Here is a 16,592-nt window from a genome sequence, read left to right on the forward strand (position 1 = left end):
CGGACGGTCACCACCGCGGTCGTCACGGTTGAAACCACCCGAGGGACGGTCATCGCGACGGAAACCACCGGACGGACGGTCACCACCGGAGCGGAAACCACCGGAGGGACGGTCGTCACGGCGGAAACCACCGGACGGACGGTCACCACCGCGGTCGTCACGGTTGAAACCACCCGAGGGACGGTCATCGCGACGGAAGCCGCCACCACGGTTGTCGCCACCACGGTCGTCCCGACGGAACCCACCGGAGGGACGGTCGTCACGGCGGAAGCCGCCACGGTCACCGCCACGGTCGCCACCGCGGTCGTCACGACGGTTGTCGCGGCGCTCGTAGTTGCCCCGCTCGTCACGGCTCTGGAACGCCGGGCGCTCCTCGACGACCGGCTCGGCCGCGACGGCGGCCGCGACCTCGGCGACGGCGGCCTCGGCCACCTCGGCGACAGCGGCCTCCGGGTCCTCGCCGCGCTCACGGGCGGAACGGGCGACGAGGCGGTCGGCCTCCTCGCGCAGCTCGGCGGCGCGACGGGTCGCGCGCTCCAGCTGCTTGGTGAGGTCGGCGACCTCGCGCTCGGCCTGCTTGGCGGCGTTGTTCGCGGAGTCGGCCTGGACCTGCGTCAGCGAACGCGCACCGGTGATCTCGGCGACCTCGGGGTCGAAGGCGCCGACGCCCTGGACGATGTGGCGCGAGGCGTCGACGCCCGCGTCCTCCATCAGGCGGAAGATCTGGCGCCGCTGGTGCGGGAGCGCCAGCGACACGACGACACCGGACTTGCCGGCGCGGGCGGTGCGGCCCGAGCGGTGCAGGTAGTCCTTGTGGTCACCGGCCGGGTCGACGTTCAGGACCAGGTCGATGCCGTCGACGTGGATGCCGCGGGCGGCGACGTCGGTGGCGACGAGCGCGTTGACGTAGCCGTCCTTGAAGTCGGCGAGGACGCGGGTACGGGCGCCCTGCGTCATGCCGCCGTGCAGCGCGTCCGCCTTCACGCCGGCCTCGATGAGCTGCTCGGCGATGCGGTCGGCGCCCAGCTGGGTGCGGACGAAGATGATGGTGCGGCCCTTGCGGGCGGCGATGGCGGCCGTGACCGGCGCCTTGTCCTTCGGCTTCACGACGAGCACGTGGTGCGTCATGGTCGTGACGTTGCCCTGCGCGCTGTCGACCTCGTGCGTGACGGGGTTGGACAGGTAGCGCTTGACCAGGGTGCCGATCTCGTTCTCCATGGTGGCGGAGAAGAGCATGCGCTGGCCGCCGCCGGGGATCTGGTCGAGCAGCTCGGTGACCTCGGGCAGGAAGCCCAGGTCGGCCATCTGGTCGGCCTCGTCGAGGACCGCGATCTTGACGTTCTCCAGGGAGCACGCGCCGCGGTTGATGATGTCGCGCAGGCGGCCCGGGGTGGCGACGAGGACGTCGACACCGCGCTCCAGGGCGTAGATCTGGTTGCTCATGGAGGTACCGCCGCAGACGACCTTCATCTTCAGGCCGAGGACGTCGCCGTAGGGCTGGAGGGCGTCCGCGACCTGCATCGCGAGCTCACGCGTCGGCGTGAGGATGATCGCGCGGGGCTTCTTCTTCTCGGTGTGCCCGCCGGCCAGCAGGGCCAGGGTCGGCAGACCGAAGGAGAGGGTCTTGCCGGAGCCGGTGCGGCCACGGCCGAGGATGTCCTTGCCGGCCAGGGCGTCCGGGATGGTCGCGGCCTGGATCGGGAAGGGGGCGGTGACGCCGTTCTGCGCGAGCTTGCGGACGATGCCGTCGGGCAGACCGAGGTCGCCGAAGGTGATGCCGGGCTCGGCGTCGGCCTCGTCGGAGGCGGCGTCGGTGGACTGGTCGGTCGTCACATCGGCCTCAAGAGCCTCGATGATGTCGCTCGCCTCGGCGGCCTCGATGGCCTCGGTGACCACAAGGGCCTCAACGGCGTCGACGATCTCGTTGGAGTCGTTCTCGGGCATGACGGCACGGTCAGAACTGGAAATGGACATGCGAAATGCGAAACCTTCCGGAGTCTCGGCACGCGCCCAAACTCCGTGAATCGCAAATCGACCGCCTCGATGCGGTCAGCCACGGCTAGGGAGAGTACGCGCCACACGGCGCTCTTCGGATTCGGCGCCGGGCAATGGGATCAAACGATCTATAACCATACGCACCCTCCCCGGGGTCTGGCAAGTTCTCTCCGAAGAAAGGCTCTGACCTGCGGGGATGTCCGGGGGCGGGGTGCGTGTGGCGGTGCGGGGGGTGCGGCCCGTCCGGCCCTACGCCCCCGCGGGGGTGCTCGGCTCGGGCTGCGGCGGGGTCGTGGGCGTCGGCGTGGGATCCGTCACAGGCGGCCCGCCGGTCGGCTGCGCGCTGGGCGAGGCGCCGGGCCCGCCGGCCGAGCCGGAACCGGAACCCGATCCCGAACCGGAACCGCCGGGCCCGGAACCGCCGGACCCCGAACCGCCGGACCCCGAACCCGAACCGCCACCGGAGCCGGACCCGCCGCCCGACGGCACCTGGGACCCCTGGCCGCCCGCCCCGCCACCCGGCCCGGCCGAGGGCGAGGGGACCCCGGGCCGCCCGGCCGGTGCGCCGGGGCTGGGCGAGGCGACGGCCCCACCACCGGCCTTGCCTGCCTCCCCGGGCTTGCCGGACGGGTTGCCGACCGCGTCCTTCGTCCCGTGGCCGTCACCGTGTACCCCCGATCCCCGGCCTGAGGTGCCGCCCCCGACGACGGCGGCGCCCTTGCCGCCCACCGAGGAGGAGGGACCGGGCTTGGCGGCGTCCTCGCCGACGCTCATGCAGCCGGCCGACGCCGCGACCGCGAGCGCGGCAGCGGCCAATCGGAGGGAAGCGGACAACTGGCGCACGGGTGGCACCTCCGGAAGGGGACGGGGAGCGCGGCCCGCACCGGGCGGGTCAATGTGCCCAACTCCCTTTACCCCGTAAGAGACACGCCCTCAGGCGAACAGCGCTCGCGCCACCTGGGACCCGAGATGTACGGACCCCAGCCCGACCAGCACCGAAGCCGCCACGTTCGCGACGGCCAGGAACCGCCAACCGCGCTCGGCCAACCGCAGCGTCTCGTAGGAGAACGTCGAGTACGTACTGAGCGCCCCGCACAGGCCCGTCCCGAGCAGCGGGCCGAGTCGCGAGGAGGCCGCCCCGACCAACAGCGCCCCCGTCAGCAGCCCCAGCACCAGGCAGGCGACGGCGTTGACCACGAAGGTCCCCCACGGGAACACCGAGTCGTGCCGGGCCTGTACCGCCCGGTCGGTGAGGTAGCGCAGCGGCGCCCCGACCACCGCGCCCACGACCACGAGCAGCCAGTTCACCCGCGCCCCCGCACAGCGAACCGGGTCACGGACGCCGCCGCCCAGACCGCCCCCAGCGCCGCGACCACCGTCAGCCCGGCGTACCCGAGCGCGGTGCCGGCCTCCCCCTCGTCCAGCAGCCGCGAGAAGTCGACCGCGTAGGTGGAGAAGGTGGTGAACCCGCCCAGCACGCCCACGCCCACGAAGGGCCGGACCAGCGGGTGCGGCGCCGTCCGGCCGCCCTCGCTGATGAGCACCATGAGCACGCCGATCAGCGCGCAGCCCACCACGTTGGTCCAGAAGGTCGCCCACGGGAACGCGCCGGGTCCGGCCGGCCAGAGCAGGGCGAGCCCGTACCGCGCCGAGGCGCCGACCGCCCCGCCCGCGGCGACGGCGGCGAGCACCCGCCCCTGCGGTTCGGCGCGCTGCTGCGGCACATGGAGGTCGACGTCCGGGTCGATGGCCTCGGCGCCGCGGACCGGCCGGGTCATCCGTAGCCCAGATCGTGGAGCCGCTCGTCGTCGATCCCGAAGTGGTGGGCGATCTCGTGCACGACGGTGACCTCCGTCTCCGCGACCACGCTCTCCCGGTCCTCGCACATGCGCAAGGTGGGGTTGCGGTAGATCGTGATGCGGTCGGGGAGGACCCCGGCGTACCACTCGCCGCGGTCGGTCAGGGGGGTTCCCTCGTAGAGACCGAGCAGCTCCGGGTCATCGGCGGGCGGCTCGTCCTCGACGAAGACCGCCACGTTGTCCATCAGTCGGGTGAGCTCGGGCGGGATCCGGTCCAGGGCCTCTGCGACGAGCTCCTCGAACTCCTCGCGCGTCATCTCCAGCACCCGGTCATTGTCCCTCCGGGACACTCGCGGAAACCGTTTTGGCGATAGGTCCCGACATCCCATATGCTTCTCACGTCCCCGACGCGCTGAAAAGTGCCCGGCGGGCCTTTAGCCCTCATCGTCTAGTGGCCCAGGACGCCGCCCTTTCAAGGCGGTAGCACGGGTTCGAATCCCGTTGGGGGTACGCAACACCATGTGCAAGACTTGTTCTTGCACAAACCAGGTCCTGTGGAGCAGTTGGTTAGCTCGCCACCCTGTCAAGGTGGAGGTCGCGGGTTCAAGTCCCGTCAGGATCGCTGAGGCTGGAAACAGTCTCGTGGCTGGGTAGCTCAGTTGGTACGAGCGATCGCCTGAAAAGCGATAGGTCGCCGGTTCGACCCCGGCCCCAGCCACCACAGAAAGGCCCCGTCCATCGGACGGGGCCTTCCGCGTTACCCGCTCGCCTCCGCCGCGTCCGCTTCCCGGGCCTTGCGGCGCCACCGCGCCAGGGCCACCGCGGGTGCTCCTACGGCGACCAGCGCCAACACGGCCCAGTCCGGTACCACCCGCGCCGCGGACTGTACCCACCGCTCGACGGCGAACGAGTCGTCCACGTCCAGCAGCCCGGGCAGGGCGCTCGCCCCGTCGTAGAGCAGGAACAGCGCGCCCAGGGTGACGAAGAACAGTCCGGACAGCAGCGAGGTGGTGTGCAGCCTGAGCCGGCCGACGCGGACGGTCCGGCCGCGCAGCCAGCGCCGCCGCCCCAGGTCGAAGCGCTCCCACAGCAGCGCCAGCAGGAACAGCGGCACGGCCATTCCCAGCGCGTACACCGCCAGCAGCAGCCCACCGTAGACGGGGCTGCCGCTGACCGCCGCCACCGTCAGCACGCTGCCCAGGATCGGCCCGGCGCAGAAGCCGGCCAGCCCGTAGAGCGCGCCGAGCGCGTACACCGACAGGGCGGTGGTCGGACGGATCCGCCCCGAGAGTTCCGCGGCCCGCCGGGAGGCGAAGCCCAGACCGAGGAGCTGCGCGAGACCGAGCGCGATGATCAGCCAGCCGCCCGCCAGGACGAGCCCGTCGCGGTGGCCGTGGAAGAACCGGCCCGCGTACGAACCGGCCGCGCCCAGCGGTACGAGGGTGCTCGCGAGGCCGACGTAGAAAATCCCGGTCCGGGCGAGCAGCCGGGAGGCGGAATCGATCGAGTACGCGAAGAAGGCGGGCAACAGCAGCGCGCTGCACGGGCTGAGCAGCGCCAGCAAGCCGCCCAGCAGGGCGGCCAGGTATCCGATGCCGTTCACTTCGAGGCCCCCGCCCGCGCCTTGGCCCGGGTGATCGCGTCTTCGAAGGCGTCGAGCGGCTGCGCGCCGGCCAGAGGTTGTCCGTTGATCAGGAAGGACGGGGTGGAGGTCACCCCGATGCGGTAGCCCTCCTCCTGGTCCTTCCGCAGCGCGGCGGTGGCTTCCTCGCCGGCCATGTCCCGCCGGAAGCGGTCAAGGTCGGGTACTTCGGCCTGGCGTGCCAGCTCGGTCAGGCGTTCCTCGCCGAACCCCTCCTCCTTGGCTCCCTCGGCGTACGCGGCCTCGTGGAACCGGGCGAACCGGTCCTGCCGGCCGGCGGCCCAGGCGGCCTTCGCGGCCGTTTCGGACTCGGCTCCGAAGATCGGGAAGTTCCGCCATTCGATGCGCAGGGTGCCGTCCGCCACGTACTTCCGCATCAGGACGGGTTCGGTGTCGCGGGCGAACTTGCCGCAGTAGCCGCACTTGAAGTCGGAGTACTCGATCAGCACCACGGGGGCGTCGGCGCGCCCGACGGCGAGCTTGTCGGCGGGATCGCGGCGGGCGAGGGCCGCCAGCGGGTCGGGGGCATCGGCGGCCCCGGGCGCGGAGGTCGCCGAGGACGACGAGGCGGAGGCGGAGGTGGAGGCAGCGGGCCGGGCGCCGGGCGCGCCGGCCTGCCAGGACACCACCCCGAGGGTGATCGCGGCGAGGGCGGCCCCGGCGGCGTACAGCAGGGGCTTGCGGGAGGGGGCGGAAGGCATACGGGTGCTCCAGAGCGGTGATGCGGAAGAAGTGACGGGACCGGCGTGAAGGCCGGTCCGCCAGGGCGTCTCGTTCGGGTCTTGTCGGTGCGGCCCGCGTCGTCCGGCGCCGTGCATCGCCAGGCGGAGGGACGGCCGCGTACCGGACGTACTCGGTCGCCGCGACAACGCCGGGGCACCTCCGGGGGTCCCCTCGGACGGAGTTCTGGGGGAGGTGGCCGGGAGACGAGGTGCTGTGCCGGACGGCACGGGCCAGGCAAGATCCGAAAGAGACGGCCTAGACCCGCATCACGGACAGCTCCAGCGGTCCCGGGGCCGGGCGGTCCGGCCCGCGTACGCGCACCCCCGCCGGTGCCGCCCGGCCGGCCGGCTCCGGCTCGGCGGGGAGCCGGACCGCCGGGGCGCAGGCGTGGTCACGCCCGTCGCGGGGCGGTAGCGCGGGGACCCGGCCGTGGTCTCCCGCTCCGGGGGCGCAGGCCGGGCCGCGGCCCTCGTACGCCACCGCGGTGGCCTCGAAACCCGCGGCGGGGTCTTCGGCGGCGGTGGTGGTCGCGGCGGCGGCCCGCGCCAAAGACGCCGCGGCAATCGCAGGAGCGGCCACCGGAGCCGCACCGGTCGCCGGAGCCGCACCGGTCGCGAGGGCCGGGCCCGCCGGCAGCACCGCGAGGACGGCGCCGAGAAGCAGCCACCACACTCCACGGGCGCGGGACATGGCGGGCCTCTCACTCACGGGACGGTCGGTTTCAGGCGATCTCGTCCCGAAATGGTACGGGTAGGTGCGACAAATGCGTTCGCCACCCGACGCTCCCGGGTGAGATCCTCGATCAGGTATGTCTACTTCCTTCGCCGCCCTGCAGACGCTTCTCGGTGAGATCTCCCTCCGTGACGCGCACCGCCTCGGCCGCCGCCTCGAAGGCGCCCGCCGTATCCGCAAGCCCGAGGCCAAGCAGGCCGTGCTCGACGAGATCGCCGCGGAGGCCGAGAAGGCCGCCGCGCGTCTGGCCGGCCGTGCCTCGCGCAGGCCTACGGTCACGTATCCCGAGAACCTGCCCGTCAGCCAGAAGAAGGACGAGATCGCCGAGGCGATACGCGACCACCAGGTCGTGATCGTCGCGGGCGAGACCGGCTCCGGCAAGACCACGCAGATCCCCAAGATCTGTATGGAGCTCGGCCGCGGGGTGCGGGGCATGATCGGCCACACCCAGCCGCGCCGGATCGCCGCCCGCACGGTCGCGGAGCGCATCGCCGAGGAGCTGAAGTCCGAGATCGGGCAGACGGTCGGTTGGAAGGTCCGTTTCACCGACCAGGTGGACCAGGACGCCACCTTCGTGAAGCTGATGACGGACGGCATCCTGCTCGCCGAGATCCAGACGGACGGCGAGCTGCGCGCGTACGACACGATCATCATCGACGAGGCGCACGAGCGGTCCCTGAACATCGACTTCCTACTGGGCTACCTCTCCCGGTTGCTGCCGAAGCGCCCCGACCTCAAGGTCGTGATCACCTCGGCGACCATCGACCCGCAGCGGTTCTCCCGGCACTTCGGGGACGCGCCGATCGTCGAGGTCAGCGGCCGGACGTACCCGGTCGAGGTGCGGTACCGGCCCCTGCTGGAAGGGGGAACCGAAGACGCTGAGGACGCCGACCGCGACCAGATCACCGCGATCTGCGAGGCGGTGGACGAGCTCCGGGCGGAGGGTCCGGGCGACATCCTGGTGTTCCTCTCGGGCGAGCGCGAGATCCGCGACACGGCGGACGCGCTGAACAAGCGGAACCTCGCCCGCGGCGGAGCCGCTCACGGGCACGGCACCGAGGTGCTCCCCCTTTACGCACGCCTCTCGCACGCCGAGCAGCACCGCGTCTTCCAGCAGCACACGGGCCGCCGGATCGTCCTCGCGACGAACGTCGCGGAGACCTCGCTGACCGTTCCGGGCATCAAGTACGTGATCGACCCGGGCACCGCCCGGATCTCCCGGTACAGCCACCGCACCAAGGTGCAGCGGCTGCCCATCGAGCGGATCTCGCAGGCCAGCGCCAACCAGCGAAAGGGCCGCTGCGGCCGTACCAGCGACGGCATCTGCATCCGGCTGTACTCCGAGGACGACTTCAACGCCCGCCCGGAGTTCACCGACGCGGAGATCCTGCGCACCAACCTGGCCTCCGTCATCCTGCAGATGACCGCGGCCGGCCTCGGCGAGATCGAGAAGTTCCCCTTCATCGACCCGCCGGACCACCGCAACATCCGCGACGGCGTCCAGCTCCTCCAGGAGCTCGGCGCGCTGGACCCGTCGGAGAAGGACGCCCGCAAGCGGCTCACGCCGATGGGCCGCCGGCTCTCCCAGCTTCCGGTCGACCCGCGCCTGGCCCGCATGGTCGTCGAGGCGGACAAGAACAACTGCGTCCGCGAGGTCATGGTCATCGCGGCGGCCCTGTCCATCCAGGACCCCCGCGAGCGGCCCTCGGACAAGCAGACGCAGGCCGACCAGAACCACGCGCGCTTCAAGGACGAGACGAGCGACTTCCTGTCGTTCCTGAACATGTGGCGGTACATCCGCGAGCAGCAGAAGGAGCGCGGCTCGTCCTCCTTCCGCCGGATGTGCAAGCAGGAGTACCTGAACTTCCTGCGCATCCGCGAGTGGCAGGACATCTATTCGCAGCTGCGGACGGTCGCCAAGACGATGGGCATCCACGTCAACGACGCGGACGCCCCCGAGCAGAACGTCCACGTCTCGCTGCTGGCGGGTCTGCTCTCGCACATCGGGCTCAAGGACACCGACAAGAACGAGTACCTCGGTGCCCGGGGCGCCAAGTTCGCGATCTTCCCGGGGTCGTCGCTGTTCAAGAAGCAACCGAGGTTCCTGATGTCGGCGGAGCTGGTGGAGACCTCGCGGCTGTGGGCCCGGGTGAACGCCAAGGTCGAGCCGGAGTGGGTGGAGCCGCTCGCGGAGCACCTGATCAAGCGCACGTACAGCGAGCCTCACTGGGAGAAGGACCAGGCCGCCGTGATGGCGTACGAGAAGGTCACGCTGTACGGCGTACCGATCGTCGCCCAGCGGAAGATCAACTACGGCCGGATCGACCCCGAGGTCTCGCGGGAGCTGTTCATCCGCAACGCGCTCGTCGAGGGCGACTGGCGGACCCACCACAAGTTCTACGCCGACAACCGCAAGCTCCTCACCGAGGTGGAGGAGCTGGAGAACCGGGCCCGGCGCCGGGACATCGTCGTGGACGACGAGACCCTTTTCGACTTCTACGACCAGCGCGTCCCCGAGCACGTGGTGTCGGGGGCGCACTTCGACTCGTGGTGGAAGCACAAGAAGCGCGAGGAGCCCGAACTCCTCGACTTCGAGCGCGAGATGCTGCTCACCGAGAAGGCGGCCGGGGTCACCAAGGCCGACTACCCGGACACCTGGCGGCAGGGGCCGCTGAAGTTCCGGGTGACCTACCAGTTCGAACCGGGTGCGGACGCGGACGGCGTGACCGTGCACATCCCGCTCCAGGTGCTGAACCAGGTCACCGACGAGGGCTTCGACTGGCAGATCCCGGGCCTGCGGGAGGAGGTCGTCACCGAGCTGATCCGCTCGCTGCCCAAGCCGATCCGCCGCCACTACGTGCCCGCGCCGAACTTCGCGGCCCGTTTCCTGGCGACGGCCCAGCCCCTCCAGGAGCCGCTGCACGTGACGCTGGCGCGCGAGCTGCACCGGATGGTCGGGGTGCCGGTCTCGGCCGAGGACTTCGACCTGGGCCGTATCCCGGACCACCTGAAGATCACCTTCCGGATCGTCGACGAGCGGCGCAAGAAGCTGGCCGAGGCCAAGGACCTGGAGGCGCTGCGCCTCCAGCTGAAGCCGAAGGCCCGCCAGGCCCTGTCCCAGGCCGCCGCGGCCACCGCCGAGCGGGCGGGCGGGGAGTCGGTGGAGCGGACCGGGCTGACGGACTGGACGATCGGCACGCTCGGCAAGGTCTTCGAGACCCGGCGCGCCGGACAGCCGGTGAAGGCGTACCCGGCACTGGTCGACGCCGGCGACAGCGTGTCCGTACGGCTCTTCGACACCGAGGCCGAGCAACAGCGGGCGATGTGGCTCGGCACCCGGAAGCTGATCCTGCTCAACATCCCGGTGAACCCGGCGAAGTTCGCCTCGGACAAGCTGACCAACCAGCAGAAGCTGGCCCTTTCGCGCAACCCGCACGGCTCCGTCCAGGCGCTGTTCGAGGACTGCGCGACGGCGGCGACGGACAGGTTGATCGCCGACCACGGCGGACCGGCCTGGGACGAGGCGGCGTTCCGGAAGCTGTTCGACGCGGTGCGGGCCGATCTGGTGGACCTGACCGTACGGACCGTCGGGCAGGTGCAGCAGGTCCTGGCCGCCTGGCAGGCGTGCGAGCGGCGCGTGAAGGCCACCAACAGCCTGGCCCTGATGGCGAACGTGCAGGACGTGAAGGCGCAACTGGCGGAGCTGATGCCGGCCGGCTTCGTCACGCTGACGGGGCTGCGGCGGCTGCCGGACCTGATGCGGTACCTGGTGGCGATCGACCGGCGGCTCCAGCAGATGCCGACGGCCGTCCAGCGGGACACGACCCGTATGGAGAAGGTCCACGAGATGCGGGACGAGTACCTGTGGCTGCTGGAGCAGTTGCCGAAGGGCCGTCCGGTACCGGAGGCGGTCACCGAGATCCGCTGGATGATCGAGGAACTGCGCGTCAGTTACTTCGCGCACGCGCTCGGCACGGCGTACCCGATCTCCGACAAGCGGATCGTGAAGGCGGTGGACGCCGCGGCTCCGTGATCCGGTTCGACTGCACCCCCTGAGCTGCTGTAGAGTCTGACTCGCAGCCGCCCGGTGGGTGGTGCACCGAGGACCTGTGGAGCAGTTGGTTAGCTCGCCACCCTGTCAAGGTGGAGGTCGCGGGTTCAAGTCCCGTCAGGTTCGCAGAAACGTCAGGGCCCGTATCCCCCAGGGGATGCGGGCCCTGACGCGTTGTCGGGTCGGCCGCTTCACCAGGTCGGACGGACCGCCTTTGTCGGGTCGACACCCGCCCGCCGTGGCCGTGGAGACGCCCGAGCCGGTCCGCTCGGGCCGTCCGGGGCGGCCGGAGATCCCCCGGTGCGCTCTGGGGCGCGTACGGGACCTCCGGTGGCCGCCGTCGCGCGCCGGGGGCGGTCGGCCGTGGCCGTGCACCCGAATCCCCCCTTCGCGTGAGGCGGGCGGGGTGACCCGTCCCCTTGCAGGCGCATTGCCGGATGTACGAGCGGCATCAACTGTGACGGGTGTCACCCCATGAGTTTTCGCGAGCCGCACGTTTATCGCACTCATATGCTGACTCGATTTAATATGTGCAATGGCACCCATCGGGGAGGGGTCTGCGAACGCCGGTGATTCGGGTCCCTTCCGGGCATAAAAAGATCGCGCTGGACCCGGCGGAGTCCAGCGCGATCGAACAGCGAGAACCTGTTGGGGCAGGTCCCGCCGTTTGAAGCCTTGTGGGTTTCATCGGATTGGGGGATCCGGTTCATGCCCTCCCCCGGCCTCGGCCGGGAGCGTCCCCAAAAAAATGGGGTGATGCGGCGAGCCTCAGGCCTCGCTGCGCTGCTGCGGAATTCCCGCGAGCAGTGCGCGGACCTCAGCCTCGCGATAACGGCGGTGTCCACCCAGGGTGCGGATGGACGTGAGCTTGCCAGCCTTGGCCCAGCGGGTGACCGTCTTCGGGTCCACGCGGAACATCGTGGCAACCTCAGCCGGGGTCAGCAGCGGCTCGGCATCAGGGGTGCGAGCGGTCATGAGCGGCCTCCTCGGGAGAACCGAACCATCTCGGTTCTTTCCTCTAAATTCTGCACCTTGGCCCACGTTGCCCGAAATGGACATACGCAGGCCGAGTCGGTTATAGGACGAACGGCTTGTCCTCGGCACTACAACTACACCATCCGTCCAGCCTCGACGGCCAAACCGATGGAATTGCCCTCCGAGGTGTTCATCAGCGGCGGAAGCCGATGGACCATCCCATAACGGACAGTCACCCCACTGTGACGATCAGTCACAGAGCGATCAGGAGTCGTCAGACCCCCCGTAGAGTGCAATACCGAGCATTCCGCCCAAAGTTGGGTGGAAGGAACCCTCCCCGGACTCCTTGTCCTATTTTGGCACGAGGGTAGGGGAAGGACGCAAGGGTGTGGTTAGTGCGGTCCGTCACGCTTGAGTCAATGGCCCGGATCGGGACGTAGGTCCTGGAACAAAGACCCAAATGCCGCGATCAAGACCCTGATCTGCGTTTTACGGCCGATCGGACGATACGGGGACCCGGCGGCCTCCGCCAGGGACAATCCGGGCCGGTTCGGCAGATGCCGCCCCCGCAAGCCGTTCCCAGGCCGTACCGGGACCCCGCCGGCACGATCACCCCACCCTTGGAGCGGCCCCAGGGGCCGGGTGATCGGACCTAATTCGCGAACAACCGCTCACGGACCGCCCGCCAGCGTTCCGCCAGGTCCGCGAACGTCTCGGCCGCGCCCTCGGTGTCCCCCGCCCGCAGCGCCGCGAGGGCCACCGCCATGTCGCGGGCCGAACGGTCGCCGGCCAGGACGGGCTCCGGCAGCGCGTGCGGCAGCCCGCCGTAGTCCAGCTCGACCATCGAGCGCGGGTGGAACTCCTCCAGCCAGCTCCCGACCTCCACCAGCCCCTCCGCGAGCGGCCCGTACCCCTCGGCGGCCCGCAGCGTCCGCAGCCCGCGCGCCAGGCGCCGCCGGGCCTGCACCATCGGCGTCCGGTAGCGCAGCCGCTCGCCCGGCAGGTACTCCCGCTCCTCGTCCGCAACCAGCACGAACCAACGCAGCGGGACCTGCCACACCGCGGTGCGGATCCAGGGGCGCCCGTCCGGGTTCCGCTCGCGCCACGCCTCGTACGCCTCCGTCGCCGACCGGCGGGACGCGGGCGGCAGGGCCGCGTCGAGCACCGGGCGCGGGAAGTCGGCCTCCAGTTCCCGCAGCGCCAGCCAGCCGCGCAGCCTGGTGCGCCACGGGCAGACCAGCAGCGTCCCGTCCAGCTCCGCCGTGAACGCGTCCCCGCTCTCGTGCGCCGGCACCCCGACCACGGGCACCCGGACCAAGTCCGCCAGCGACCTGCGCAATTCGTCCTGGGCGGTGGGGGCGTCCCCCCGCCGGGCGTAGCCCGCCCAGTGCGCGCGCTCGGACTCGGGGAACGCCGCCAAGGGCTCGTAGACTCGCAGGTAGGAGGCGTACGGGACGGTCGGCCCGGTGCGCGCGGAGGGCAGTCGGCGGTCGGCGGATTCGTTCACGCTCTCGTACTCCCCCGCCCCGCCCGGCCGTACTCCGGACGAGGGTCCCCGCATCCCCGGTAACCCGGGAGTGTTCCGATCTACGGACAGGGAGTTCCCATCCGCCTCCCAGGTCTTACGCTGCTCCCAGCGCGCCCTCCCCCACCCGCAGGGCGGGCGTCTTTCCGCCGCATCTCTTCCATGGGAGTCACCACCGTGACCGAAATGACCGACGGCGTCCTGCACACCCTGTTCCGTACGGAGCAGGGCGGCCACGAGCAAGTCGTGCTGTGCCAGGACCGAGCCACGGGCCTCAAGGCCGTCATCGCCGTCCACTCCACCGCCCTGGGCCCCGCCCTCGGCGGTACGCGCTTCCACGCGTACGCCTCGGACGAGGAAGCCGTCCGTGACGCGCTGAACCTCTCGCGCGGCATGTCGTACAAGAACGCCCTCGCCGGTCTCGACCACGGCGGCGGCAAGGCCGTCATCATCGGCGACCCGGACACCCTCAAGAGCGAGGAACTCCTGCTGGCCTACGGTCGGTTCGTGGACTCTCTCGGTGGTCGCTACGTGACCGCCTGCGACGTCGGCACGTACGTTGCCGACATGGACGTGGTGGCCCGCGCGACCCGCTGGGCGACCGGCCGCTCCCCCGAGAACGGTGGCGCCGGCGACTCCTCGGTGCTCACCTCCTTCGGCGTGTTCCAGGGCATGCGCGCGAGCGCCCAGCACCTGTGGGGCGACCCGACGCTGCGCGGCCGCAAGGTCGCCGTCGCGGGTGTCGGCAAGGTCGGCAAGCACCTGGTCGAGCACCTGCTGGAGGACGGCGCCGAGGTCGTGATCACCGATGTCCGCCAGGAGTCGGTGCAGGCGATCCTCGACAAGCACGCCACCGGCAAGTACGCGGGCCGGGTCACCGCCGTCGCCGGCACGGACGCGCTGATCCGCGTCGAGGGCCTGGACATCTACGCGCCCTGCGCGCTGGGCGGTGCGCTGAACGACGAGTCGGTGCCGGTCCTGACCGCGAAGGTCGTGTGCGGCGCCGCGAACAACCAGCTCGCGCACCCGGGTGTGGAGAAGGACCTCGCTGACCGCGGGATCCTCTACGCGCCCGACTACGTGGTGAACGCGGGCGGTGTCATCCAGGTCGCCGACGAGCTGCACGGATTCGACTTCGACCGGTGCAAGGCCAAGGCGGCGAAGATCTTCGACACCACGCTGGCCATATTCGCACGTGCGAAGGCGGACGGTATCCCGCCGGCCGCGGCGGCCGACCGGATCGCCGAGCAGCGGATGTCGGACGCCCGCGCCACGCGCGCCGTCTGATCCGTCCCGCGATGCCGGAGGGACCCTTCCGCCACCGCCGGAAGGGTCCCTCCGGGCGCGGGGAGACGGAACTCACTGCGCTTCGGCGGGTCGCCGGTCGGGAAAGGGTTAAAATCGCTGCTGACCAGCGAGTACGGGGTGTCTCGTTGGTCCTGCACCGGGGCGCGTCATGCGGGCGGCGTACCGTATGGCCGCGGAAGCAGGTACCGTTGAACCCCTACGGACGGTCTCTCCACGGAGAGCCCGCTCCGAACCATGAACGCGTGTCAGACTCTGGGGCCGTCGAGCCCCGTCACCGAGGGGGTCGAGCCATGGGGCGCGGCCGGGCCAAGGCCAAGCAGACAAAGGTCGCCCGCCAGCTGAAGTACAACAGCGGCGGGACTGACCTCTCGCGTCTGGCCAATGAGCTGGGCGCATCGCCGACAGAGCCGCTGCCTATCAGCGCGCCGGTCGAAGTCGATGACGATCTGGACGACGACGACCCGTACGCCAAGTACGCGGAGCTGTACAACAGCGATGACGACGAGGACGAGGACGAGGAGTCCGGTCCGTCGGCGCACCGTCGCGGCGCTTGACGCTTACACCGCGTCTGCACCCGCTCAGAGTCTTGAGCGACTCGAAGTAGTGAAACCCGGTCCAGGGCATGGCCCCGGACCGGGTTTCAGTGCTGCTCAGCTCGCGTAGGAACCGGTGAGGGTCGCGCCCTCGGTGTGGTCGCCGCGGTCCAGGATCTCGCCCGCGACCCAGGCGTCGACGCCCCGGTCGGCCAGCGCGGTCAGGGCCACGTCCACCGACTCCTGCGGGACGACGGCCATCATGCCGACGCCCATGTTCAGGGTCTTCTCCAGCTCCAGCCGCTCCACCCGGCCGGTCTTGCCGACCAGGTCGAAGATGGCGCCGGGGGCCCAGGTCGAGCGGTCGACCGTGGCGTGCAGGTGGTCCGGGATCACCCGGGCGAGGTTGGCCGCGAGGCCGCCGCCCGTGATGTGCGAGTACGCGTGGACCTCGGCCGTGCGGGTGAGAGCCATGCAGTCCAGCGAGTAGATCTTGGTGGGTTCCAGCAGTTCCTCGCCGAGGGTCCGGCCAAGCTCGTCGACGTGCTGCTCCAGCGGCATCTTCGCCTGGTCGAGGAGCACGTGGCGGACCAGCGAGTACCCGTTCGAGTGAAGGCCGGACGACGCCATCGCGATGACGGCGTCACCCGTACGGATGCGATCCGCGCCCAGCAGCCGGTCGAACTCGACCACACCGGTGCCCGCACCCGCCACGTCGAAGTCGTCCGGGCCCAGCAGGCCGGGGTGTTCGGCGGTCTCGCCGCCCACCAGGGCGCAGCCGGCGAGGACACAGCCCTCGGCGATGCCCTTGACGATGGCCGCGACACGCTCGGGGTGCACCTTGCCGACGCAGATGTAGTCGGTCATGAAGAGCGGCTCGGCGCCGCAGACGACGATGTCGTCCATGACCATCGCGACCAGGTCGTGGCCGATGGTGTCGTACACGCCGAGCCGGCGGGCGACGTCCACCTTGGTGCCGACGCCGTCGGTGGCGGAGGCGAGCAGGGGGCGCTCGTACCGCTTGAGGGCGGAGGCGTCGAAGAGGCCGGCGAAGCCGCCGAGGCCGCCGAGGACCTCGGGGCGCTGCGTCTTCTTCACCCACTCCTTCATGAGCTCGACGGCGCGGTCTCCCGCTTCGATGTCGACACCTGCTGCTGCGTAGCTGGCACCGGTGGTCTTCTCTGTCATGACAGGAGAGAGCTTTCGTGTCGTTACTGCGGGTGGTGCACGGCCCTGGGAAAAGCCTGAAAGACAGGGCCGGGCGCAGGTTGAACGGGGGGCGGAGGCCGGGCGGAGCGGACCCGTCCGA

At 70.7% G+C, this 16,592-nt stretch carries 14 protein-coding genes and 4 tRNA genes; 7 read left to right on the top strand and 11 right to left on the bottom strand.

Annotation, left to right across the window (positions count from 1 at the left end; all coding sequences use genetic code 11):
- From ABZ934_RS24910 to ABZ934_RS24930, 5 genes are all read right to left on the bottom strand, one after another.
- Window positions 1-1,974 (bottom strand): DEAD/DEAH box helicase (locus ABZ934_RS24910; RefSeq protein WP_361317135.1); only part of this gene is annotated, 1,974 nt, incomplete at its 3' end.
- Window positions 1,975-2,244: 270 nt separating this feature from the next.
- A complete protein-coding gene (locus tag ABZ934_RS24915) occupies window positions 2,245-2,838 on the bottom strand; it encodes a hypothetical protein (protein WP_361317137.1) in 594 nt (197 codons plus the stop codon).
- Window positions 2,839-2,928: 90 nt separating this feature from the next.
- Complete coding sequence (crcB, locus tag ABZ934_RS24920; RefSeq protein WP_361317140.1) at window positions 2,929-3,303, bottom strand: fluoride efflux transporter CrcB; 375 nt, start codon at window positions 3,301-3,303, stop codon at window positions 2,929-2,931.
- A complete protein-coding gene (locus ABZ934_RS24925) occupies window positions 3,300-3,773 on the bottom strand; it encodes a CrcB family protein (RefSeq protein ID WP_361317142.1) in 474 nt (157 codons plus the stop codon). Before ABZ934_RS24925 ends, crcB begins: the two co-directional genes overlap by 4 nt.
- A complete protein-coding gene (locus ABZ934_RS24930; RefSeq protein ID WP_361317145.1) occupies window positions 3,770-4,120 on the bottom strand; it encodes a metallopeptidase family protein in 351 nt (116 codons plus the stop codon). The genes ABZ934_RS24925 and ABZ934_RS24930 overlap by 4 nt, the downstream gene beginning before the upstream one ends.
- Window positions 4,121-4,231: 111 nt before the next feature.
- Between ABZ934_RS24930 and ABZ934_RS24935 the strand changes: the two genes are divergently transcribed.
- From ABZ934_RS24935 to ABZ934_RS24945, 3 genes are all read left to right on the top strand, one after another.
- Window positions 4,232-4,304: transfer RNA gene (locus tag ABZ934_RS24935), tRNA-Glu, on the top strand.
- Window positions 4,305-4,342: 38 nt separating this feature from the next.
- Window positions 4,343-4,416 (top strand) — tRNA-Asp (locus ABZ934_RS24940).
- A gap of 22 nt (window positions 4,417-4,438) precedes the next feature.
- Window positions 4,439-4,515 (top strand) — tRNA-Phe (locus tag ABZ934_RS24945).
- Window positions 4,516-4,551: 36 nt separating this feature from the next.
- Here the strand turns inward: ABZ934_RS24945 and ABZ934_RS24950 are convergent.
- The 3 genes from ABZ934_RS24950 to ABZ934_RS24960 all read right to left on the bottom strand — a co-directional run bounded on the left by ABZ934_RS24950 (window position 4,552) and on the right by ABZ934_RS24960 (window position 6,849).
- Window positions 4,552-5,397, bottom strand: a complete 846-nt coding sequence (locus ABZ934_RS24950; RefSeq protein ID WP_361317147.1) for a cytochrome c biogenesis CcdA family protein — start codon at window positions 5,395-5,397, stop codon at window positions 4,552-4,554.
- Entirely contained in the window at window positions 5,394-6,137 is a 744-nt protein-coding gene (locus tag ABZ934_RS24955) for a thioredoxin domain-containing protein (protein ID WP_361317150.1), read from the bottom strand. Before ABZ934_RS24955 ends, ABZ934_RS24950 begins: the two co-directional genes overlap by 4 nt.
- 277 nt (window positions 6,138-6,414) lie before the next feature.
- Window positions 6,415-6,849, bottom strand: coding sequence for a hypothetical protein (locus ABZ934_RS24960; RefSeq protein ID WP_361317153.1), 435 nt, complete (start codon window positions 6,847-6,849; stop codon window positions 6,415-6,417).
- A gap of 118 nt (window positions 6,850-6,967) precedes the next feature.
- Between ABZ934_RS24960 and hrpA the strand changes: the two genes are divergently transcribed.
- Window positions 6,968-10,924 (top strand): ATP-dependent RNA helicase HrpA, encoded by a 3,957-nt coding sequence (gene hrpA / locus ABZ934_RS24965; protein ID WP_361317155.1) that lies wholly within the window; start codon window positions 6,968-6,970, stop codon window positions 10,922-10,924.
- Between the two features lie 70 nt (window positions 10,925-10,994).
- Window positions 10,995-11,068: transfer RNA gene (locus ABZ934_RS24970), tRNA-Asp, on the top strand.
- A gap of 642 nt (window positions 11,069-11,710) precedes the next feature.
- On the opposite strand, the gene bldC is transcribed toward ABZ934_RS24970, so the two are convergent.
- Window positions 11,711-11,917: a developmental transcriptional regulator BldC gene (gene bldC, locus ABZ934_RS24975; RefSeq protein WP_003949541.1), complete on the bottom strand. Its 207-nt coding sequence runs from the start codon at window positions 11,915-11,917 to the stop codon at window positions 11,711-11,713.
- A gap of 652 nt (window positions 11,918-12,569) precedes the next feature.
- The gene (locus tag ABZ934_RS24980; RefSeq protein WP_361317157.1) at window positions 12,570-13,424 is read right to left on the bottom strand and encodes a hypothetical protein; all 855 of its coding nucleotides are present in this window, start codon (window positions 13,422-13,424) and stop codon (window positions 12,570-12,572) included.
- A 195-nt stretch (window positions 13,425-13,619) separates the two neighbouring features.
- Here ABZ934_RS24980 and ABZ934_RS24985 point away from each other — a divergent pair, with 195 nt between their 5' ends.
- On the top strand, window positions 13,620-14,729 hold the full coding sequence (locus tag ABZ934_RS24985; RefSeq protein WP_361317160.1) for a Glu/Leu/Phe/Val dehydrogenase dimerization domain-containing protein: 1,110 nt from the start codon (window positions 13,620-13,622) through the stop codon (window positions 14,727-14,729).
- 311 nt (window positions 14,730-15,040) lie between these two features.
- On the top strand, window positions 15,041-15,304 hold the full coding sequence (locus ABZ934_RS24990; RefSeq protein WP_136210589.1) for a DUF3073 domain-containing protein: 264 nt from the start codon (window positions 15,041-15,043) through the stop codon (window positions 15,302-15,304).
- A gap of 96 nt (window positions 15,305-15,400) precedes the next feature.
- Here the strand turns inward: ABZ934_RS24990 and purM are convergent, their stop codons facing one another.
- Window positions 15,401-16,471 (bottom strand): phosphoribosylformylglycinamidine cyclo-ligase, encoded by a 1,071-nt coding sequence (gene purM, locus ABZ934_RS24995; protein WP_361317162.1) that lies wholly within the window; start codon window positions 16,469-16,471, stop codon window positions 15,401-15,403.
- Between the last annotated feature and the right edge of the window lie 121 nt (window positions 16,472-16,592).

It is taken from the genome of Streptomyces sp. NPDC046557 (genome assembly GCF_040645975.1).
Classification (GTDB): domain Bacteria; phylum Actinomycetota; class Actinomycetes; order Streptomycetales; family Streptomycetaceae; genus Streptomyces.